This window comes from Deltaproteobacteria bacterium, assembly GCA_026129095.1.
Lineage (GTDB): Bacteria > JAGRBM01 > JAGRBM01 > JAGRBM01 > JAHCIT01 > JAHCIT01.
Genome location: JAHCIT010000002.1, coordinates 499,730 through 520,441 on the forward strand (window position 1 = coordinate 499,730; position 20,712 = coordinate 520,441).

A 20,712-nucleotide genomic window follows, 5' to 3' on the forward strand; every position below is an offset into this window, starting at 1 on the left:
GGCTTGACCCAGTGCCCCCGGTTCATCACCTTAGTGGGGCTTGGAAACCGGGCGTCATGGATGCCCGGAACACCGGGTGAACCGGCCTGTTTGCCGGCTTTAAACCCTTAGGACCGTCATCCCTCCGGCGTGGACCCATCCCAGAACGCACTTTACGCCTTCTACCTGAAAAAGTTCCGGTGGAAGTATTCCATGGGGCTCGGCGCGCTTATCGCCGTGGATCTTCTGGACTGGGTGTCTCCGCTCATCATCATGATGGCGGTGGACGAACTGACCACTCGCATATCCGGAAAAAGTGCCGATGGGCATTCACTCTGGTTCTGGGGCGTTCTGTACCTGCTGGCACTGACGCTCATGGGCGTATTCCGGTGGTTCTGGCGCGAGGGATTCATCTCGACGAGCCATCGCGTTGACCGTCACTTCAAGCGGACTTTTTTCAGAAGGCTTCTCACCCAAACCGCCTCGTTCTTCCAGCGGCACCCGACCGGCGACATCATGTCGCGCGCCACAAACGACATGGAAACGACACGGCTTGCGATGGGCGTTGGTTTCCTGATTTTTCTCGATGCGATCTTCTTCCTCGTTGGGGTTCCGCCCATCCTTCTTTATCTTGACTGGAAGCTCACACTGATCGTCTTTGCTCCGGCACCATTCCTTCCGTTTTTCATGTTCCGGATGGGCCGGCTGCTGGATGAACGTACAACCGCTACGCAGGCGGCCTTCAGCCGCATGAGCGAAACAGTTCAGGAGGCCGTATCGGGAATCCGGGTGATCAAGGGCTACGTTCAGGAGCCGCTGGCCAGAAAACGGTTCAACGCTGCGAGTGAGCAGTACCTGAAGGATAATGTCAGGCTCGCCGCGCTTCAGGCGGCTTTCATGCCGGTGCTTGAGTTCACTACGGCCATTTCAACCGTGCTGCTCATTCTGTTCGGCGGCATGGACGTGCTGAACGGGACGATTACGCTCGGCACATTCATCGCGTTCCGGCAGTATATCACCAAACTCGTCTGGCCGATGACCGCGATCGGCTGGGCGCTCAACCTGCACCACCGGGGCCGGGCCTCTGGCCGTCGTATACTCGAACTGCTAGCTGAAAAGCCGGAGGTCCGTGATCCTGTGCCAGAACCCTTCGCCGAATGCGAGACGACGGCTATTCTGCCCCCCGATGAACTTCTGGAGTTCGACAAAAGCACCTATCCAAAGCTCCGTGGAGAGATCGAGTTCCGGAACCTCACATTCAGGTACCATGCAGACAGCCCGCCTGTGCTGGAAAATATCAACCTCAAGATAGAGCCCGGCCAGAGCGTTGCTTTCGTGGGCCGTATAGGTGCTGGTAAAACCACGCTGCTTGGTCTGATCCCGCACCTTTATGCCATCACCCGCGGCCAACTGTTCGTTGACGGCCGGGATATTAGTGACATTCCGCTAAAGGAACTCAGGGGATCCATTGGTATGGTACCCCAGGACCCGTTTCTTTTTTCTGAAACCATCGAAACCAATGTGCTGTTTGGCATCGAGGCCGGAAACGCCGTTCCGCCACCCCAGTCACGGGAAAATCCGTCTCAGGCAGACCTTCGCGTCATTGATGCGGTCAGAAGGGCACATGTCGAAACCGAAATTCTCCGCGCTCCCCGGCAATATGCAACCCTGCTTGGAGAGCGCGGAATCAACCTGTCCGGGGGGCAAAAACAGCGTCTTACCATCGCCCGCGCCCTGCTCCGCGACCCCTCAATCCTGATTTTTGACGATACACTATCGGCGGTCGATGCCTCGACCGAGCGGGAGATTCTGGCTGAAATCCGGAGCGCCATTCGCGGCCGGACATCCCTCCTCGTCAGTCACCGGATTTCTACCGTACTTGCCGCCGACCGTATCTACTACCTCGAGAACGGACGGATCACCGAATCCGGCACTCATTCCGAACTCCTGAAACTGAATGGTCGCTACGCTGACCTGTACCGACGGCAACAGATCGAAGAAACCCTGGAGGTCGCATGAGCAAAGGCGATCCAGGAGAAAAGGTGTCCACGTCCGACGATCAGGTTCAGCTTGGCTGGACTGATTCGCGTCTGGCATGGCGCCTGTTGGGGTATCTGCGCCCATATCCGCTGCCCGTCCTGGCGGCCGTGCTTCTGACGCTTGCCATGACGGGTGTGCATCTTCTTGCGCCGTATCTTGTGGGCCGTTTTGTCGATGATGTGCTGGGACACGGAACGGCCGCAGTCGCTCCAGGCTGGTTTGCCCAATGGCTTGACAGCTGGTTCGGTGCCTATGCCGGCAGCCGTGGACAGACTGGTGTCCGCTTTTATGGATTCCTGATCGCCGCCGTGTTCGCTTTTGGGCTGCTCGTGAGCATGGCTGCCACATTCTTGCTTCAGTGGCTTGGCCAGATGGTGATGCGCGACCTCCGCAGGGAGATTTTCGGTCATGTCACCGAGCTTCCAGTCACCTATTTCGACCGCAATCCTGTCGGACGGCTTGTAACGCGCGTGACGAACGACATATCCAGCCTGAACGAGCTGCTTTCCGGCGGCTTCATCACCCTCATACAGGATGTCGTGATGGTCATGGCAATCACAACCGCCATGCTGTTGCTCGACTTTCGTTTGGCCATTCTGTGTCTCGCAACATTTCCAGTGCTGATCTGGACAGTCCGGGTGCTCACCCGTCACATCCGGTTTCTGCTCCGCGAGGTAAAGCGGCTCATTGCAGTCATCAACTCGACCATCAACGAGAATGTGACTGGTATCAGGGTAACCCAGCTTTTTTCCCGTGAAGAATATCAGGCCGAGCGATTTGACCAGCTTTTGAACGACTACGCCCGTCGCCAGATTCAGATGGTCCGTGTGACAAGCTACTTCCTGCCGGCGTCAGCCATGTTTTCAGGCGTTCTGGTCATGCTGGTGATTGGTCAGGGTGGCAGCCAGGTGCTCGCCGGGGTTACCTCCATCGGCGTTCTGGTAACATTCCTTGCATATACGCAGCAGCTTTATCTTCCGATCCGGACTTTCACCGACAAATACAACGTCTTGCTTCTTGCGATGGCCAGCGCTGAACGGATTTTTACACTGCTGGATGAACCTGCCGAAGCGGTACAGACCAACGGAAATGGGCAGGATGAAGATCCGGCCAGACCGATTGTCGAATTTGACCACGTGACACTGGAATACGGATCAGAAGTGCGGGCTCTGGATGATCTTTCACTCGCCATACCGGCCCGGCAGGCTATCGCCGTTGTAGGTCCTACCGGTGCGGGCAAGACGACTCTGATCCATCTACTGGCGCGGTTTTATGATCACCGGTCTGGAACTGTCCGTATCGCTGGCCGAGATATCCGTTCGATCCCCAGGCCGGAACTGCGCCGACGGATCGGGATTGTACAGCAGGATGTGTTTCTTTTTTCCGGCAGCATTGCAGACAACCTGTTCATTCCGGACACACTGCCTGAATCCGAGCGCGTTGCACGGGTGGAAGGGGTATTTGCGGATCTGGGCTGTCTGCCCTTTTTGCACAAGCTGCCTCAAGGGACCGCGACACCCGTTCGCGAGAGGGGGAGCAACTTTTCGGCTGGTGAGCGTCAGCTCATAGCCTTTGCCCGGGTACTTGTGGCCAGTCCCGACATTCTCGTTCTGGACGAAGCAACCGCCAACGTCGATACCGAAACCGAACAGCTCATTCAGAAGGCGATCGAAAAGCTTACAAGCGACCGTACTTCTATCATTATCGCCCATCGGCTCTCGACAATTCTTCACTGCGACCGGATCGTGGTAATGAACCGGGGAAAAATCGCTGAGGATGGGCGCCACTCGGATCTCATTCAGGATGGCGGCCTTTATGCCCGTCTGTATGAACTCCAGTTCCGTGACCAGGAACAGCGGGAGGCCGTTTAGCATGGCCTGGAACCCGCTCAAACGTAAAAAGCGCCGCCAGCTGGGTCTGGATGTCCCCCGCGGGCTCACGGTGGAACTAACCAGTCATTGCAACTACGACTGCGGGCCTTGTCCGCTCAACTTCTACACCATGGACGTGAAGCGGTTGCATCTGAATCTCGACATTTTGGAAAAGCGGCTCGGCGAACTGCCTCCACTTGAGACCATCGACCTGACCGGTTGGGGAGAAGGCTTTCTACATCCGGATTTTCCCCGTGCCGTGGAACTGGCGGCTCATCATGCCGGCGATGTGTCGCTCACAACCGCCGGGCTGTTTCTTGACCGTGATCGCGCCAGTCTGCTGATCGAGCACGGTATTTCCTATGTAATGGTTTCACTCGATGCCGCGAACCGTGCCAGTTACAAGGCTCTTAAACACAAGGACGATTTCGACCGGGTTGTCTCGAATATCGAAGCCTTCGTGGGCGAACGATCCCGGACTGGCCGGACGCGGCCGCAGATCGCCATCTCCTGCATACTGACACGGGAAACCATGCCTGACTGGTACGCGCTCGCCGAGCTTGCCACCGCCCTTCAGGTCGACCAGCTCGTTTTCAAGGCGCTTGCTCCCATGAATCCCTCTGAGCTGAGATACTCCCTGCATCACCGGTTCTATCCTGGCGTGGACGCCCCCGCACTCGACCCTGCTGACGAACTGGACCGTGCCATCCGCCGCGCCACCGGTAACGGCGTTGAAGTGGCTGTCTTCAATGACTGGGCAGGCGATCAGATTCATCCCTGCATGGCATATGCAACCGACCGGCCTTACCTGCGCTCGGATGGCCTTATGGCCCCCTGTTGCATGCTCGCCTATCCGCTGGATCGCCCGCTACCTGACGGATCTTCACGGAAAGCAGGGCCGGTTTCCTTTGGAAGCTGGTTTGAAGAGCCGATCGAAAATATCTGGAAGAAGCAGGATTACATACGATTCAGGGATGCCCTAGACCGCCACGAACCGGCGGAGGCCTGCCTGGGCTGTCCGGTTAATCACCTCTTCCGGTTAGAAGTTCATCCTCCGGAGCCCATTCAATCGTGACCGGGCAGGTGAGGGAACAAAGCCCTGCAGCCCTCATCTGGCGCGGGTACACGGAAATCTTCGGCTGCACACTGATCTGGGCCGGATTTGCGGTGGTAGCGAAGCTGGCCCTTACGGGCACACCGCCCGAAGTACTCGCAAGCTGGCGATTCGCTCTGGCCGCAATGTTTCTGGTCCCCTGGCTCTGGGCGACAGGATCACTCCCCCGGATTCCCGGCAAATACGAGTGGCCCGAGCTTCTGCTCCTCAGCTCCCTTGGCGTCATCGGGCACAATCTTTTCCTCTTTTTTGGACTCAACTGGGCGAGTGCCTACGAATGTGCACTTGTTACAAATACTCTGATCCCCATCGCCATCCCCGTAATCGCGTCCCTCGCGGGCGTGGAAACTTTCGACCGGTCACGCATTCCCGGCCTTGTGATTGGCTCTGCGGGTGTCGTATTAATCTTTATCGGAATTCCTGGCGGGATATCAGGGGATTCCTCCCGGTTCTGGGGCGTAATCCTGTTTCTTGGCTCGGGAAGCTGCTGGTCCATCTACACGGTGCTCTCGCGCCGGGCACACTCGCGCTGGAAGCCAAGCGATCTGGCTGCCTGGTCCACCTGGATCGGGGCGCTGGTTCTGCTTCCACTGGGATTGTGGAAGCCGCTGACGCAAGGCTGGCCCGATCCCTCGGTATCTCTCTGGGGCAAACTGGGTTACATGTCGATACTGAACACTGTCATCGCGTTCTTCATGTGGCAGAACGGCGTAGCCAGAATCGGTCCCGCCCGGAGCGGCGTCATGGTCTATCTCGTTCCGGTATTCACACTGATGCTTTCAGCCTTGGTGCTGGCCGAACGCCCATCGGCCCTGCAGCTTGCGGGTGGGGGACTCGCCATGGGAGGCGTTCTGTGGGCAAATCGCCGGGAACTTCTGGGGGGCTGGATCCGGTAAATGTTCAGACCGTTGCAAAGCCTCCATCGACCGATAGTGTCTGGCCCGTAATCCAGTCCGCCTGGCGGCTCGCCAGAAACACGATTGCCGCAGCGACATCACGCGGCTCGCCAAGCCGGCGGAGCGGGTAGAGCTTCGCCCACTGTGCCTCGGTGTCCGGCGTCAGAAACGAGGTCATCGGCGTTTTGATCGTACCGGGGCAAATCACGTTCACATTGAGCCAGTACCGGCCGCATTCCTTGGCAAAGGCGCGGGTAAAGGAAATGACACCTCCCTTGGCAGCTGAGTAGGCGACCATGGATTTTTCACCGATCCGGCCCGCATCAGAAGCAATATTGACAATTTTGCCATGTTTTTCCTTCTTGAGGTGCGGAAGTGCGGCCGACGACATGTTGATAGTCCCCAGCAGGCAAACGTCGATTTCGGCTTTCCAGTCAGCCGGGACGGAACTTTCGAGTTGGCCGCCTTTCAGGATACCAGCCACATTGCAAAGCACGTGCAGGCCCCCGAAATCCCTTGCCACAGCATCAGCCGCCTGACGGCAGCTTTCTATATCAGTCACGTCGCAGCCATAAGACCGTGTCTTGATACCCAGCGACGCCAGGCGATCGGCCGTCCCTTTAAGCCCTTCCGTGTTGCGGTCAACTAGCGCCAGCGACGCGCCCTCTTCGGCGAGCGCTATGGCTGTTTCCTGGCCAATACCCGATGCCGAACCCGTCACCATTGCGACGCGGCCATTGAGTCCCAAATCCATTTTGTTCTTCTCCCCTGCGTTACGGTTTGACGCACGCTAGCTAGCAGGGAGAAATGGAACAATACGGCCCGCAATCAGGCCGCCAGAAAACCGTGCGGCGTTTACTCAGGCTGCTGCCCGTGTTCCGAATACTTGGGTCATTCGCTGTATGCGGCCATACCGTCCCTGGATTACCTGTGCATAACGGCCAAGCGCCATCAGGGGGAACACCTGGCGGTAAAGGTGGTAGCGAATGTAAAAGTGGCCGGGGAACCCGGTCCCGGTGAATTCTTCTTCGTCCCAGGAGCCATCGCTGCGCTGATGATCCAGAAGCCACTGGATGCCGCGCTCGGCCTCAGGCGAATGGCCTTCTCCCGCAGCAATCAGGCCCATGACAGCCCAAGCCGTTTGGGAGGCGGAAGGTGAATTGGGAACATATTCACCTTTGGGATAGCTTGAACAGTCTTCACCCCAGCCGCCGGAGGTGTGCTGGGCCTTCTTCAGAAACTCCACCGCTCGCCGCACAGGTTCGGCCTTCATATTGTAGCCGACGCTCTCCAGACCACAGAGAACCGCCCACGTGCCGTAGAGATAGTTCACGCCCCAGCGGCCAAACCAGCTCCCGTTCTTCTCCTGCGACTTTTTCAGATAAACCACCGCCCGCCGGACCACAGGATCCGACAGATCGCGCCCGAATGATCCAAGCATTTCTACCACTCGACCAGTAAGGTCGGGAGTATTCGGGTCAAGCATCGCCTTGAGATCAGCGAACGGAATCTCGTTCAGGAGATCCCGGTTATTGTCCATGTCGAATGCGCCCCAGCCGCCATCCTTGCATTGCATGGTTTCGAGCCAGCCGATCGCACGATTCATCGTCCCCTGCTTGTCATCTTCGAACTGCGGGCTTTCCATCCGGACGGTCTGCATTCCCATCAGAACAGCCGCCGTGTCGTCACAGTCAGGGTAATAGCGGTTATGGAATTCGAACGACCAGCCACCAGGACGCCCTTTCCTGTTTTTCACCGACCAGTCGCCATAGGCTTTCAGTTCCTTGGAAATAAGCCAGTGCACAGCTTTCTGAAGTTGCGGGTGATCTGGCTTGAACCCCGATTCCCGTAGAGCCCACATGGAAAGTGCTGTGTCCCATACCGGCGAGACGCAGCTCTGAAGCCGGAACGAATCTTTCGTTTCAATCCCGAACCGGCACAGCGCACGCCAGCCATTTCGTGTCACCGGGTCATTGTTTGCATAGCCGCGGGCCTTCAGTGCCAGCAGCGAATAGGCCATCGCTGGAATAATCCCGCCCCAGTCGCCCTCTTCGTCTTGCCGGGAAAGAATCCACCTTTCACAGGCTTCCAATGCCTTTTCAGCAAACGGGACAAAACCGACCTTTTCGAACAGTTTCAGCACCCGGTCGATCATCAGAAAAAAGTTTTTCCACGAAGCGGGAGCCGACCAGTCCAGCTTCATCCGGTGGTCGACCTTGTCCGGTCCGCCTTCGACGTAAAGTTCATCAATGCGGATGTCACGTTTGGGTTTCATCACCGGCCGGTAATGCCAGAGCATCATGATCGGCACCACACAACTCCGGGCCCAGGAACTCATCTCGTAGATATTGAACGGGAACCATGTGGGGAAGAGCATGAACCATGCTGGTACCGAGGGTGTGCCCGCATAGTCGTAAAGCCCCATGAGAGCGAGGTGCATCCGGGTAAACACCCGCGATTTGGACACACCACCCATGGCTAGTGCCCGCTCACGAGCCTTTACCATGTGGGGAGCCTCGGGATTGTGGCCTGCCATTTTCAGGGCGACATAGCATTCAACAGTGGCCGACAGCTCTGAGGGGCCTCCCTGATATATTGACCAGCCGCCGTCCTCGTTCTGGAGGCGCATGATGTCGTTGCAGGCCTTGCGCTCAAGTTCCGGATCATGCCGGTCGAGCATGTGCATGAGGTAGATGAACTCGGAATTGATGGTGGAATTGGCTTCCAGTTCGGCCCACCAGTAGCCGTCCTTCTCGTTCTGAATTCCGAGAAGGAACTCCTGGCCGTCGCGCACCCCGCTCGACAGTTTTTCCTCGATTTCATGCCGCTGAGAGCGGACCGAGGGTGACTTTTTCCAGAGGTTTGACAGGCCCGGACGGGAACCCCAGTTAGGTTCGACCGGCAGGCGGATACCGGGTTCACTATTCATACGTTAAGTAATGTCCCCTGATAATTCTCCGGTCCCCGTTGAAAACAGGAACGGACGCCTTTGCACAAGACTCCATATCCTTGCCGGGCCCAGAAAGCTGACTAACTGATAAGTCAGTTAGCGAAACCCAAGGCTAACGAACCGGAAGCAATGTGTCAATATGGCTATAACTAGCTGTAATTATAAAGGAATAACGCCAAAAAGGGATCGGCGCCAACGGCACTAGTTACTGTTTTCTTGGGTGTTTTCCAGTTCCTGCTCCTCAAGCCCTACCGTGAGGGTCGCGAGGTTTCCGATCCAGTCAAGTACAGCGAGGCTTTCGGGCGTGAGAATCGGTGTGGCAGAAACGATCTCTCCTGTCGAGAGCGGCTCCAGGCAGATCTTCTGGAACTGGGCACCCCGGGCATTCAGGTTCTCGCGAGCCGAGCGGGTTCCATGGCTGCGGAAGAAGGCACCGATGGAGCGGTGTCCAATCCGGTACAAAACCGGCTCGATAACGAATTCATTCAACCGGTCTGCCGTCGGGATTCCCTCCTGAATGACCACGGACGTAACCGGTGCCCTGCCCTTGGTAACATGCATGGAGTTGCGCTGCTTGCGGTTCAACCTCAACAGCTCATCTCCGCTTTCGGCTTCCATTACCGACATGCCGTATGTGCCTGCGTCCGACTTTACAACGACATAGGGATGGTATCCGGTCTTTCGGGCTTCGTAGACGCGGGTCAAGTCCGCCACCATGCGGTCCGCTTCGGCAGCCACCTGATCCATGCCGGTACCGGTAAGAAAGTTGATGCCTGTAACCAGCCGCGTCTCGACCGTGAGCGAAAACGGCTCCACGCCGGTAACATCGGCAAACTCCCGGGCAAGCTGGTTATAGATTTCAAATGACCGGTGCTTCGATCTCTGGTGCCACCCAAGACCCGTTTTCGGCAATATGGGCTGCGATATCTGCAACAGCTCGGGCGGAGGGCCCCCCAGAAGATCGTGGTTGAGAATCACGGCATCCGGTATGCCCGACGAACTGGCCAGTTTCCCGTCCAAAACGCGCCCCCTTTCGAGCACCAGCGTTCTGCCTTCGGGTAGCTCCACCGGAACGCGGTCAACCGTCTGCTCCGGATGCAGGCTCACGACTGTCGTTGGATAGCCCGCCTGAGCGAGCATTTGCTGAAGCGCATAAAGGTTCTCAATGTATCCGACATTGACCGTATGAAACTCGGGAACCAGGGCGAGAGAACGGGCCCCTGGCAGGCGGCGGGACAGGGTTTCACGGAAGGCGCGCACTCCACGATCGAAATCCTCTGGACAAAGCAGTGAAAATCCTGCCGGGAAGCAATTGATATCAACCGGCGCGATTTTCGGACCCGAATGACGGATATCCATGCTGACAGTGAACGGCTCTGGGACTCCACGTGAACGGGCTATCCACCAGTCATCAAGTGGCTTTTTCCGTTCCACCAGTCTTGCGGCGATTTCGGAGATCATGTGCTCTCCCGTTCCAAGATGCAGGCGACCCAGCCGGGCGGGTGTTACTGGAAATGCCGCACAGCCAAACTCATCCTGCCCCTACGGTACTGGCCTTTACAAAGGGCGTTGGAACCACCTCGGCCGGCATCCATTGGCCCCGGATTTCAATTTCAAAAACCACGCCTGTACGCGCCTGCGACGCAGGTAGATAGCAGAGTCCTATCGATTTGTCGGTGGTTGGCGTCTTGGTCCCACTCCGGACCTCGCCTGACTCCCCCAGGTAAGTACGCACCTTGTAGTGCTGCCGCGCAATGCCATTACCCTTGAACTCAAATCCGATCAGTTTTTTCCCCACGCCTGCCTGTTTCTGGTTCCACAAACACTCGCGACCGATAAAATCGTGCGTCAATTTCACTGCCCACCCCAGGCCAGCCTCCAGTGGTGTATCCTGCGGTGTAATGTCGTTTCCGTGGAGCGGATATTTCATTTCCAGCCGGAGTGTATCCCGCGCTCCAAGACCGGCGGGGCTCACTTCACGGTTCGACAGCAGCAAATCCCACAATTCCGGTCCAAACCGGCTTTCGACATACAGCTCAAAACCATCCTCGCCCGTATAGCCAGACCGTGAAATGAGGACGGGATGTCCGCCCATTTCTCCGGACACCGCGTGCATATAGAGAAGCTTTGCCAGGTCGGTTCGGGTATGCCGGGAAAGCACTTCGACCGCCCTAGGTCCCTGAAGCGCAAGCTGCGCCCAAGCCTCGGACACAAAAGCCGGATCACAGATATTTTTCGTGTGGTCCCGTATCCAGTCATAGTCAACAAACTGATTGCCGGCGTTCACGACAGCGAAATAGTGCGTATCGCCAAGACGGTAAACGATAACATCGTCGATGATCCCGCCTTCGGGGTTGCAGAGCAGCGTGTACTGGGCCTGACCCACCGCCAATTTTGATGCGTCATTGGTAAAAACCCGCTGGCAGGCCTCCAGTGCGCGAGGACCGCGAAAATCGATTTCTCCCATATGCGACACATCGAACAGTCCCGCTGAGCCACGCACTGCTTTATGCTCGGCGATCACTCCCTGATACTGGACCGGCATTTCCCAGCCAGCGAACGGCACCATACGGGCACCCAGAGCGACATGTCTTTCAAACAACGGAGTTCGACGAAGTGTGTCGGTCATGGATTTCCTGTAATTAGCGGTTCTTTCCAACCGTGCGCTCGGCGGCAATCAGGGTGTTTTCCATCAGCTTGGCAATAGTCATGGGCCCCACGCCGCCGGGCACCGGCGTAATGAAACCGGCCCGCTGACTGGCGGCACCGAATTCCACGTCACCCACGAGCTTTCCGCCAGGCAAACGGTTGATACCTACGTCGATAACAACCGCTCCCTCGCGGATCCAGTCGCCTTTCACAAATTCTGCCCTGCCAACGGCCGCTACAACCAGACCAGCTCTCCGCACCGATTCGGGCAGGTTTCTGGTTCTGGAATGGCAGATGGTAACCGTGGCGTTCTGCTCCAGCAGCATGAGAGCAACGGGCTTTCCCACGATATTGCTTCGCCCGATCACCACCGCTTCCTCACCCTCTATCCTGATGCCAGTCGACCGGATGAGATCAAGGCAGCCTGACGGGGTGCACGGGCGAAAACCCTCCAGTCCAGATGCCAGAGCGCCCACGTTCATGGGATGAAAACCATCTACATCTTTCCGGGGATCAATACGTAGTAAAACCGCACGCTCATCGACCTGTTTGGGAAGCGGAAGCTGCACCAGAATGCCGTGAATATCCGGCCGGGCATTCAGGGAGTCTACCACCTTTAGGAGTTCTTCCTGTGTTACCGTTCCAGGCAGGTCAATCTGTTCGGAATGAAAACCGGCCTCCGCCGCCGCCTTGCCCTTGTTCCGGACATAAACCTGGGAAGCCGGATCGCTTCCAGCGAGCACGACGGCGAGGCCTGGGCGGACCCCGTGTGTACGTTCCAGTTCGCCAGCCAGAACGGCAATACCCTTGCGAAGAGTGGCTGCGATCTCTTTTCCGTCGATAATTTGCGCGGCCATGCGGAAGGTATGTATCCGGGCCGTACCCTGAAGGGCAATTCAGGAAATAAGGGGTCAGCTGGGAAGCGACTTCAGCTGCTTGATAAGCGCCTGGCAGTCGCCAAAAAGCTGTCCGATCTTCCCCGGCTTGGCGAGTTTGACCGCGAGGAAGATCTTGTCATCAAGTTGATAGAAGAGAATCCCGCCCCTGTCGGCCAGGACCACCATCGAAAAAAGCCGGTTACAGTCGAGCTCGCTCACAATCGTCGGCGCGGCAGCCGACACCGCCGACACCATGCCCCCCAGCTTCAGATCCAGCTCGCCGGATTCGTCTTTCGGATAGGAATGAATCACCACCCCATCGTCCGACACGAGGCTGATTGCACCGACCAGCGGACGCTCTTCGACAAACTTCTTGAAGATTCCCGAGATCACTTCGAAGTTCGCCGAGACGATATCATCCAGACTCATAACGCGGGAATCCTTACCTGCATGCGGAAATTATTGCGATAATGCCCCGGCAGGACCGGAAAGTAAAGCCCTAACATTATCAGGGGGTTGCGGGTTTTTTCGGCGGGGGGGGCGGATCGCCTGCCCTGCGCATGAGCAGGGCCGTGACAATCGTAACCTGCAGTGCGGCCGGGTTAGTGGTTTGTCCGGATGCGGTTCCAAGCACGCGGCCTGTTTTATCCACCACGATGTAGTGAGGAGCAAGCTTCGGGTCCGTTCCGAGCACTCCGGCCACGACACCATCCAGATCAAACATCACCGGCCGCTCATAATGCCGGTTCTCCAATAACTTGCCCAGGTCTTCCGGCTTGCCCGTAACCAGATACAGAAGCTTGGCATTCGCCTTGATGATGGCGTTTGCCAATGCCCGGTTCGATCCCGCCGCCCGGTCGCACAGGTCGCAATCTTCGGTCTCGATAATCAGAACCAACGCCTCAACGCCCGGATCTTTCAGGAATGACCGGATCGTTCCCATCCCGGTCACCCCATTTATCAGTACCGGGAGCTCCGTATCGAGTGCGATGCCGGCCGCGCCGACGACGCTCGCCACTGGCCTGGCAACTGCCATCGGGACGGTTGTCAGTAGTATCGCCAGCACAGTGGCTGCGATACTGAATGCGGATCCAAACCGGACCATCTTCCGAAAAACTCCATCCGTTTTCATGACAAACCGGTTATAACGCCTGTCGAAAGAGAGTTGAAGTGATGCCACATTTCATCCTGATAGGTCGCGATGGCCCGGACGCACTTGAGCGGCGGCTTAAGGCGCGTGACGAGCATCTGGCCGGTCTCAGGGAACTCGAAAAAGCAGGTAAACTCGTCGTCGCCGGTCCCATCCGGAATGGCGACAAGCCGGTGGGGACCGTTGCCATTTTTGAAAGCGACAGCCTGGAAACGGCTCGCTCACTCATGGACCGGGATCCGTATGTGCGCGAAGGTGTATTCGAATCCTGGTCGGTTGAGCCGTACTTGGTGGTTCTGCCGAAACGGGAATAGTGTTTTATACCCCCGGAAACATCCGTCCGTTTTCCTTAACCAGTACAATGCCCCAGTAGATGATAATTCCGATCAGCACGATAAGGATCCAGTGAAGTCTTTTCAGCTTGTGCTGATAAAGCAGCAATGCCGCGTCACGGTCAGCGGCGGGAACAAGTCCCTTCGCAATCCGGATGTATTTCATTCCGAGAGCGAACATGGCCATCGACATAAGCATCACGTACAAAAACACGAAACCGAGTTTGATGCCCAGCACCGGACCCACCTGGCGGAAATAATCCAGCCCATAGGCAGCCTTGTATTTGAGCAGGTTCACCACTCCGCTCATAAACATGAACAGCATCAAATACCCGTTGATATTGATAAAAAGCCGCACCGTTTCGACCTTGCGGTCAAGAAACTCTTCCTCGTTTGGGAGTTTTGAGGCCAACGGCAGGTAAAAAAACACAAAAAACGCCATACCGCCCAGCGACAGTGCCGTGGACGCGAGATGCACCCACAGGGCTAGCGTATCAAAATCAATGTAGGCCTTCATGCGTTCCCGGCCGGAGCGGGTGGCTTTACTGCCACCGGCCGCCGCGCCGAGCGCTCCCTAGCCTGTCCGGAGTCTGGTGTCGAGCAGTTCCAGAAAGAGGTCCGTGGCGGCCGGATCATAAAGTGAACCCCTTCCGTCCACATAGTGTTCCTTGATCATTTCCGTAGTCCATGCCTGCTTGTAACTGCGGACAGTAGCGAGAGCGTCATATACCTCCACCATGATCAGGATATGGCCCGCCAGGGAGATATCGGAGCCACCGAGGCCCCTTGGATAACCGGAGCCATCGTACCGCTCGTGATGCTCGTAGACATATCGCCGTTCCTCCGCGAGGGATGGCACCTGGGCGAGAATCTGGTCGCCAATGGCCGGGTGCTGCCGGATCTGGTCTCTTTCGTCTTTCGTCAGCGGACCGCCCTTCTGCAGCACATAATCGCTGATGCCAAGCTTGCCGATGTCATGAAGAATGCAGGCGACCTCCAGCTTGGCTTTGCTGCGCGCATCCATGTCGGTCATGTCGGCCAGCATGCGGCTATATCTCGCCACCCGTTCTGCGTGCCCGCCTGTGTATTTATCGCGGGCTTCCAGTGCCTTGGCGAGCGTGCGGATCGTGGAGAGATAGTTTTCTTCCAGGTCACGGTACAGGCGGGCGTTCTCGATTGCGAGCGAGGCATTTGATGCCAGCAACTCCGCCGCCGACCACTCGCCGGAACCAAACGGGCGGCTTGCGTCGTTTCGTATCAGGGCAAGAAAACCGCTCAGGTTTCCGTGCCGAACGAGCGGGACCACCAGCGCGGTTCCGCCATTTTCCAGTTCCGTGAGTGGCGATCCTTCGAGCGAAAGCCGGTGCTCTCCACGGTCGATCTGGCTGTTCAGCGATGCATGAAGCGACGTCCGCTCCTCCACGGAAAGATTGCCCACCCGGTCACGTTCAGCCGACGCAAGACCAAGCGCACAGGTAATCCGGAACTCGGGAGGCATCCGGCGCTCATCGATCAGCGCAATATAGCCCTTGTCAGCCGACAGGGTTTTCAGTGCCGAGTTCAACACCAGATCCAGGAGTTGCGGCAGCTTGTTACCATCTCCCATCGACTCGGCGACCTGGTGAATCTGGACAATACGTTCAAGCTGATCGACCTGTCGGACCAGCCGCCTTTTCTCCAGACATCTTTCGACCGTTGTCTCCAGCAGCAGCAGGTTTACCGGCTTCTGGAGAAAATCGGTTGCTCCGAGATGGAATGCCTCTATGACGTTTTCAATCGATGCGTACCCGGTAAGAACCATAATATCGAGAACAGGAAACGCCGGATGCACTTTCCGGATTACATCAAGACCGGATGTATCGCCGAGATACAGATCGCAGATCAAAAGATCCACAGGCCGGTCCTTGAGAATCCGGTACAGCGCTTCTGGATCACCCGCCAGTGCAACGTCATAGTTCCGGGACTGGAGAAACATCCCCAGAAGGTCACGAACTGATGGTTCGTCATCCAGAATGGCCACACGGCCCTTGTAGCCCGAGAGATTCAATTCGCTATCCAAAAATGCTTCGGCGGTCGGTTAAAGCCCACTTTAAATGACTGTCACAGATTTGGGTAGGTTGTCACTGAAACGAAAGGCAGCAAGACAATGCCGCACCTGGTCATGCCATTGGCACAACCGGCAATTCTGGTGCAAACGGCATTACTTCCGGATCCTTCGGTGCAGATGGCGGCCTCAGGCGCTCGGCCAGATCGGCAAAATAGACACCCTCGATAACACCAAAAATCACCGTCCCCAGCGATGCAGTCGGAGCCAGAACCAGCTGGGTCAGCAAAAAGAGCAGAACCCCGGCCGGCACCCACCCCGTTATTGCGTCCAAAAGCGGCTGAATAAGCGCAAGAATAGCCAGGTTGGCCACCATGGTGACCCCAAGCCCTGTCAGAAAAAGCAGGCTGTATCGCATCCAGTGAGCCGACCAGAAAGTCTGGCCAGTCCGGTTCCTCATAATGCGCCAGCTTTCCCGGCAGGCACCTGCAGCAGTCCCGTAGCCAGCCACTAAGGCAGCCACCGCCACGCCCAAACGGCCAAATACATAAAACGACGCCACAAGAACCACCGGAAACAGCACCATCCCGGCCAGAATCATTCCCACAAGACGAAAAAGCGTGGAGACGCCAAGCTCCGGTGGGATTACGAAACTGAGCGCATATATACCCGTCATCAGGGCTACTGCCGATCCTATGGCTGCCGCAGCAAACGCCAGAGCCCGGTAGAAATCGGCGGCTATTATCCGCCACCAGACCAGCTGGTCAGCAATTTCCGTGAGGGGCCGGATGCTGCCCGCCAGCTGATCAATGCTTCCACAGGCGACAACTCCATGGACAACCGGGCGAACCAGTACCGAATGGGCGAAAATCGCCAACCCTATCAGAATCATCTCCAGTAGGATCATGTCGGGCAGATCCAATGGCTCCTCAAATGCCAAGAACCGGTGCTGCATCAGGGCTGTCAGCACTCCCAGCGGTAGAGCCGAAACAAGCCCCGCCAAAAGGAACGGGCCAATCCGCTCGCGGATTACTCCTGCTGCTATAGATACCAGATCACCAAAAGTTGCCCGCCCAAGCCGCGGGTCCACATTCACTGGCGTCTGGTATATTCCGGATTCCATTGATCACTGGCAGACAGTGTTTTCAAAGCCGTATGGTCCATCAGGGTCGACCGGCTGCTTGAGTCTTGTGCGGAGCCGGCCTGCAAGACTGTCAGGCAAACGATCACCAATTACACCCAGCAGGACCTGAATCCGGCAATTATGCATATCTTCGCGTCCGGCCGCCAGTTCCGCATAGTTGAGGGCCCTTTTCATGTCCTGTCCAAGCAGCCTGGGAAGCGACGCATAGTAGGTTGCCAGGAAAACATCAGCTCCGGCTCCTACTGACACCGGAGAAAGTTTTAGGTACCATTCGAAAGTCCGGACGACTTCTCCCGCCTGTTTCGCCGCCGAAAAAATGTTCATCGTCCCGAGCAGATGGCCCCACCCCACAGCCACCCAGTACAGTGCATTAGCATCGTGCTCGTCGAACTCCTTCAGCCGGCCTGCCACGCTTCGGTAGTTTGAAATCTGTTTCGCACGTTCTGGCCGCCCCCGCAGTGTTTCTGTACCCAGGTCCCGCGCCAACCGGTAATAGCGCTCGGATTCCTTCTCGCTGACCGGTGCCAGATCGGCAACCAGAAAGGCCGCACGGGCACGGCAGAGAATTTCGTCGGGGACCGGGACCATTTCTACAGGGGGCCCGTCAGCAAACAGCGCCAACCCCTTCCAGTCCACTTCTGGACGGGACGCTTTCAACGAAACAAACCCCCTCAGCGTACGGTCGCAATCAAATACCGGGCCCGGAAGCTCAACAGCGGATGGCTCACTGGCGGAAAGGATTGTTGGCGGCACTTCCTCGGCTGTACTGACCGTCACGAAAAGCAGGACTATCAGTCCAGCATCCAAAATTGCTCGATGAGTCACAGCGTTATATCCCAAAGCGTATCGTTCTGCGCCCTCTATATCAGGAGCCCAGAAGCTTCAATCCTTGTGAGGAGAATCACCCCCGTTCGGCCCGCTTGACCACCAGTTCGGCGAGTAGCGGATCCACACCAAGATGCCGGGCTACCGTGATTTCCACCCCCGGAAACTTCTGCTGGGCCTCTTCCACCCGTTCCGGCAGGTCACGACGGACGTGACTTCCCATATTGAGCAGGTACGGCACAATCCGGATACGCTGGGCACCCTGCTCCACGCACCTGCGAACGCCTCCCAGCATGTCCGGTTCAGTAATTTCCAGAAAGCTCATCTCGACAATCTGGTAGCCGGATATTTCCTTGATGAGCTGAATTTGTGCCGCCAGCTCGTCCTTGAGCTCGGACAGACGGCTGCCATGTGCGAACAGCAAAATGGCGTCGGTTTCCGTGTTCTTTACCATTGCAACATATCTATCCTTCAGATGGTGCGGTTTCACGCGGCTGCCGAAATGGTTTTCTCAGGAATACCAGAGTTCCCAGAAGTGCCAGCAGGCTCACTGTCGCTCCTGTCCGCAGTCCTGGAGTTCGGTAAGTAAACTCCACGACCGACCGGCCTGCAGAAACCCAAACCGCCCGGTTCAGTCCCCAAGCGACATGGACAGGGGATTCGTTACCGTTTACCCATGCAGTCCAGCCCGGCATGAAGCTGTCCATAAGCACTACCGGACCCGCATGATTCTGATCTATTTCCATTCGGACTGCCTCATGCCCGTACCGGGTGATTTCACAGCGGGTTGCCGGGTGCGGTCTTTCCCCGGCTGGCCACTCCGACTGGTTTTGGGTGCGTTCGAACAGAAGCTCCTGACGTGGGTCGAAACCCTCGCCGCGGATCGCCACCATGATTTCCTCTGGTGCGGCTGGTTTCCACGCCGCTGGGCAGAATGCACGTGGTACGGGACCGGATAGCGGGACCAGAAATGCTCCCCCCGGCAAAGGATAACCCTCTTCGCCGTACAGCGGCAGCGAGGGATCATAAGCGGCTGCCACAATCGAATCGGCAGCAAACAGCCGGGCGATATTCACAGGCGGAGCGCCTGATTCCATCACACGAAGCCAGCGGGTGGTGAGAAACGAATTGTACCCCCGGCTGGAGTCGACCGGAGAGGCCAGCGAGGCATTGGCAAACAGGAGATGCCACATGACTGTGGTCGTGAATTGTGGGGGCGCGCCATCCGGGGGGCGAAACCCCCGGTAAACCGGAAGTACTTCGACCCGATGGGGGGTCGTGGACGTCGGACGGAGTTGCTCTAGCATCTGGGCCGCAACAGGAACTGTCCGGACGGTTTCTGTCCCGGGTACAAATGTCACCAAGGTCGATGCGTTCATCAGCACCATCAATGCGGCAGGAACCGTGATAACCAGTTCCGGCAGCGGACGGGAGAAACCTGCAACCAGTACTGCTCCTATTGCCGCCGTCACAAGTCCCATCCGGCCGCCGGTTTCAAGTGAGTCAGCCACCGTCTGGCGCATAATTTCCGGATGCACCGGATCCCACAAACCAGCAAAACCGAACCACCAGTCCGTCAGTAGCGACAGGACAAAGACAACCGTACCGGAAACCAGCAGGAAAATACCCGTTGTCCGGTGGCTCGTGCTCCGGAACAGACGACTTCCACCGAACCCCGCCAGCACGGCCAAGGCCAGGGTCAGCCACGGCACCAGACGTTCTGGCCACCGGAAATGTTTCCAGTACGGAGCATGGTTCCACACGAGATCAAACAGATACCCTCGTGCGCCGAGCGTCATTACCAGCGCCACGCCACCAAACACGACCCAGGGAACAGATCTCCTGTCACGGCGCACTCCGGATACAGCCATTATCGCCAGCACCAGTGCCGGAAGGCCGATATAAAAGCTGGGGATGTAGAAATTCTTGGTCGTCTCGAAGCAGAAAAGCCGGTTTGGCCACAAGGTTCCTGGTTGCGAGGGTGTCCCGTAAAAAAGAGGATAGAACAGTTCTAGGTAGCGCACCGGATGGGTTGTGCAGTGATGGGCGTCCTCTAGCGTGACTCCATGAGCCCCTCGCGGGCTTTCCTTCGCCAGCTCGAGGGCCGGCAACCACTGTATGGTTGCAAGAAAAAACGCCCACGCTGACAGCACCCCAGTTACTATCAGTGCCCGTTTCAGGCGAACCGCGAGCGACGGGCCGTTTTCAGCAGCCGGAAAGAGAAGCACCAGAAACCCGAGCACATACTGGAGCATGAATGTTTGCGGTTCACCGGCCAGCAACGCCATTGATCCGAACAACAACGCCCGCACAAGACGGGGAGCTTCCGTCCGGATCGATTCGGCCTTTCCGATCAGGACGAATTCGGCGAGCATCCATGGAACGAAAGTGCGGGCAACAAGCCAGTTGGTAAGGAAACTTTCGCTCGCCAGAGCACCGCTGCCTATATAAACCACAGCGGTCAGTGCCGAGGCCCACTCATCCATTCCGAGTGTTCTCGCGAGGCGAACCATGCCAAACCCGGTCAACAGATAAACAAGCGCCACAAAGGCATTTGCCAGCCATCCCGGATCGACGGGCAGCAGAAAAATGAGTTTCAGCGGAAAAAACAGCGCCTGAACCGGGTCAGCAGCTACGGGGAACCCCCCCAGAATGCGGCTTGTCCACTCAGGAAAATCGCCAGAGGCCAACCTCTCAGCCTGGTGTATCCAGGCTGGCAGGAAGTTCAGCGACGCATCCCAAACCCAAAGCGTCTGTCCACCGAACAGCGCGGGATAAAAGAGAACACCAACAAACAGAAAAACCGCGGTCTCGGCTGGATAGATCGAATTCCAGAGACG

18 protein-coding genes are annotated in these 20,712 nt (G+C 57.2%); 5 read left to right on the forward strand and 13 right to left on the reverse strand.

All coding sequences use genetic code 11. The features are described 5' to 3' along the window. Positions 1-129 precede the first annotated feature (129 nt). Genes KIT79_04700 through KIT79_04715 form a run of 4 tightly spaced genes read left to right on the forward strand, consistent with a single transcriptional unit; the run spans position 130 to position 5,900 of the window. On the forward strand, positions 130-1,998 hold the full coding sequence (locus KIT79_04700) for an ABC transporter ATP-binding protein (GenBank protein ID MCW5828599.1): 1,869 nt from the start codon (positions 130-132) through the stop codon (positions 1,996-1,998). After that, positions 1,995-3,890: an ABC transporter ATP-binding protein gene (locus tag KIT79_04705; GenBank protein ID MCW5828600.1), complete on the forward strand. Its 1,896-nt coding sequence runs from the start codon at positions 1,995-1,997 to the stop codon at positions 3,888-3,890. Before KIT79_04700 ends, KIT79_04705 begins: the two co-directional genes overlap by 4 nt. Position 3,891: 1 nt before the next feature. Then, the gene (locus tag KIT79_04710; protein ID MCW5828601.1) at positions 3,892-4,965 is read left to right on the forward strand and encodes an SPASM domain-containing protein; all 1,074 of its coding nucleotides are present in this window, start codon (positions 3,892-3,894) and stop codon (positions 4,963-4,965) included. Next, positions 4,962-5,900 carry a DMT family transporter gene (locus KIT79_04715; GenBank protein MCW5828602.1) on the forward strand — a complete coding sequence of 313 codons (939 nt, stop codon included), beginning with the start codon at positions 4,962-4,964 and terminating at the stop codon, positions 5,898-5,900. The genes KIT79_04710 and KIT79_04715 overlap by 4 nt, the downstream gene beginning before the upstream one ends. Positions 5,901-5,904: 4 nt before the next feature. Here the strand turns inward: KIT79_04715 and KIT79_04720 are convergent, their stop codons facing one another. From KIT79_04720 to KIT79_04750, 7 genes are all read right to left on the reverse strand, one after another. Then, positions 5,905-6,654 (reverse strand): SDR family oxidoreductase, encoded by a 750-nt coding sequence (locus KIT79_04720; protein MCW5828603.1) that lies wholly within the window; start codon positions 6,652-6,654, stop codon positions 5,905-5,907. A gap of 105 nt (positions 6,655-6,759) precedes the next feature. Further along, entirely contained in the window at positions 6,760-8,829 is a 2,070-nt protein-coding gene (gene shc, locus KIT79_04725) for a squalene--hopene cyclase (protein ID MCW5828604.1), read from the reverse strand. A 222-nt stretch (positions 8,830-9,051) separates the two neighbouring features. Next, a complete protein-coding gene (gene gshA / locus KIT79_04730) occupies positions 9,052-10,311 on the reverse strand; it encodes a glutamate--cysteine ligase (GenBank protein ID MCW5828605.1) in 1,260 nt (419 codons plus the stop codon). Positions 10,312-10,381: 70 nt separating this feature from the next. Then, on the reverse strand, positions 10,382-11,479 hold the full coding sequence (gene gcvT, locus KIT79_04735) for a glycine cleavage system aminomethyltransferase GcvT (protein MCW5828606.1): 1,098 nt from the start codon (positions 11,477-11,479) through the stop codon (positions 10,382-10,384). 13 nt (positions 11,480-11,492) lie between these two features. Next, the gene (gene folD, locus KIT79_04740; protein ID MCW5828607.1) at positions 11,493-12,356 is read right to left on the reverse strand and encodes a bifunctional methylenetetrahydrofolate dehydrogenase/methenyltetrahydrofolate cyclohydrolase FolD; all 864 of its coding nucleotides are present in this window, start codon (positions 12,354-12,356) and stop codon (positions 11,493-11,495) included. 54 nt (positions 12,357-12,410) lie between these two features. After that, entirely contained in the window at positions 12,411-12,806 is a 396-nt protein-coding gene (locus tag KIT79_04745; GenBank protein ID MCW5828608.1) for a roadblock/LC7 domain-containing protein, read from the reverse strand. A gap of 79 nt (positions 12,807-12,885) precedes the next feature. Beyond that, a complete protein-coding gene (locus tag KIT79_04750) occupies positions 12,886-13,482 on the reverse strand; it encodes a redoxin domain-containing protein (protein ID MCW5828609.1) in 597 nt (198 codons plus the stop codon). Between the two features lie 68 nt (positions 13,483-13,550). On the opposite strand from KIT79_04750, the gene KIT79_04755 reads away from it, so the two are divergent. Then, positions 13,551-13,841, forward strand: coding sequence for a hypothetical protein (locus KIT79_04755; protein MCW5828610.1), 291 nt, complete (start codon positions 13,551-13,553; stop codon positions 13,839-13,841). A 4-nt stretch (positions 13,842-13,845) separates the two neighbouring features. Here the strand turns inward: KIT79_04755 and KIT79_04760 are convergent, their stop codons facing one another. The 6 genes from KIT79_04760 to KIT79_04785 all read right to left on the reverse strand — a co-directional run bounded on the left by KIT79_04760 (position 13,846) and on the right by KIT79_04785 (position 20,358). Further along, positions 13,846-14,376, reverse strand: coding sequence for a hypothetical protein (locus KIT79_04760; GenBank protein MCW5828611.1), 531 nt, complete (start codon positions 14,374-14,376; stop codon positions 13,846-13,848). 57 nt (positions 14,377-14,433) lie between these two features. Beyond that, the gene (locus KIT79_04765; GenBank protein ID MCW5828612.1) at positions 14,434-15,918 is read right to left on the reverse strand and encodes a response regulator; all 1,485 of its coding nucleotides are present in this window, start codon (positions 15,916-15,918) and stop codon (positions 14,434-14,436) included. Positions 15,919-16,018: 100 nt separating this feature from the next. Beyond that, the gene (locus tag KIT79_04770) at positions 16,019-17,026 is read right to left on the reverse strand and encodes a hypothetical protein (GenBank protein MCW5828613.1); all 1,008 of its coding nucleotides are present in this window, start codon (positions 17,024-17,026) and stop codon (positions 16,019-16,021) included. A 3-nt stretch (positions 17,027-17,029) separates the two neighbouring features. Continuing rightward, complete coding sequence (locus tag KIT79_04775; protein MCW5828614.1) at positions 17,030-17,854, reverse strand: hypothetical protein; 825 nt, start codon at positions 17,852-17,854, stop codon at positions 17,030-17,032. 94 nt (positions 17,855-17,948) lie between these two features. Beyond that, positions 17,949-18,326, reverse strand: a complete 378-nt coding sequence (locus KIT79_04780; protein MCW5828615.1) for a CbiX/SirB N-terminal domain-containing protein — start codon at positions 18,324-18,326, stop codon at positions 17,949-17,951. A gap of 10 nt (positions 18,327-18,336) precedes the next feature. Continuing rightward, positions 18,337-20,358, reverse strand: coding sequence for a hypothetical protein (locus KIT79_04785; protein ID MCW5828616.1), 2,022 nt, complete (start codon positions 20,356-20,358; stop codon positions 18,337-18,339). Positions 20,359-20,712: the final 354 nt, after the last annotated feature.

What these genes read in the sequence shown, in the direction of transcription:
- KIT79_04705 (MCW5828600.1), top strand. Translation starts at nt 1,995, where the DNA reads ATGAGCAAAGGCGATCCAGGAGAAAAGGTGTCCACGTCCGACGATCAG.
- gcvT (MCW5828606.1), bottom strand. Translation starts at nt 11,479, where the DNA reads ATGACCGACACACTTCGTCGAACTCCGTTGTTTGAAAGACATGTCGCT.
- KIT79_04770 (MCW5828613.1), bottom strand. Translation starts at nt 17,026, where the DNA reads ATGGAATCCGGAATATACCAGACGCCAGTGAATGTGGACCCGCGGCTT.
- gshA (MCW5828605.1), bottom strand. Translation starts at nt 10,311, where the DNA reads ATGATCTCCGAAATCGCCGCAAGACTGGTGGAACGGAAAAAGCCACTT.
- shc (MCW5828604.1), bottom strand. Translation starts at nt 8,829, where the DNA reads ATGAATAGTGAACCCGGTATCCGCCTGCCGGTCGAACCTAACTGGGGT.
- KIT79_04780 (MCW5828615.1), bottom strand. Translation starts at nt 18,326, where the DNA reads ATGGTAAAGAACACGGAAACCGACGCCATTTTGCTGTTCGCACATGGC.
- KIT79_04755 (MCW5828610.1), top strand. Translation starts at nt 13,551, where the DNA reads ATGCCACATTTCATCCTGATAGGTCGCGATGGCCCGGACGCACTTGAG.
- KIT79_04750 (MCW5828609.1), bottom strand. Translation starts at nt 13,482, where the DNA reads ATGGTCCGGTTTGGATCCGCATTCAGTATCGCAGCCACTGTGCTGGCG.
- KIT79_04785 (MCW5828616.1), bottom strand. Translation starts at nt 20,358, where the DNA reads ATGGATGAGTGGGCCTCGGCACTGACCGCTGTGGTTTATATAGGCAGC.
- KIT79_04760 (MCW5828611.1), bottom strand. Translation starts at nt 14,376, where the DNA reads ATGAAGGCCTACATTGATTTTGATACGCTAGCCCTGTGGGTGCATCTC.
- KIT79_04720 (MCW5828603.1), bottom strand. Translation starts at nt 6,654, where the DNA reads ATGGATTTGGGACTCAATGGCCGCGTCGCAATGGTGACGGGTTCGGCA.
- KIT79_04710 (MCW5828601.1), top strand. Translation starts at nt 3,892, where the DNA reads ATGGCCTGGAACCCGCTCAAACGTAAAAAGCGCCGCCAGCTGGGTCTG.
- folD (MCW5828607.1), bottom strand. Translation starts at nt 12,356, where the DNA reads ATGGCCGCGCAAATTATCGACGGAAAAGAGATCGCAGCCACTCTTCGC.
- KIT79_04745 (MCW5828608.1), bottom strand. Translation starts at nt 12,806, where the DNA reads ATGAGTCTGGATGATATCGTCTCGGCGAACTTCGAAGTGATCTCGGGA.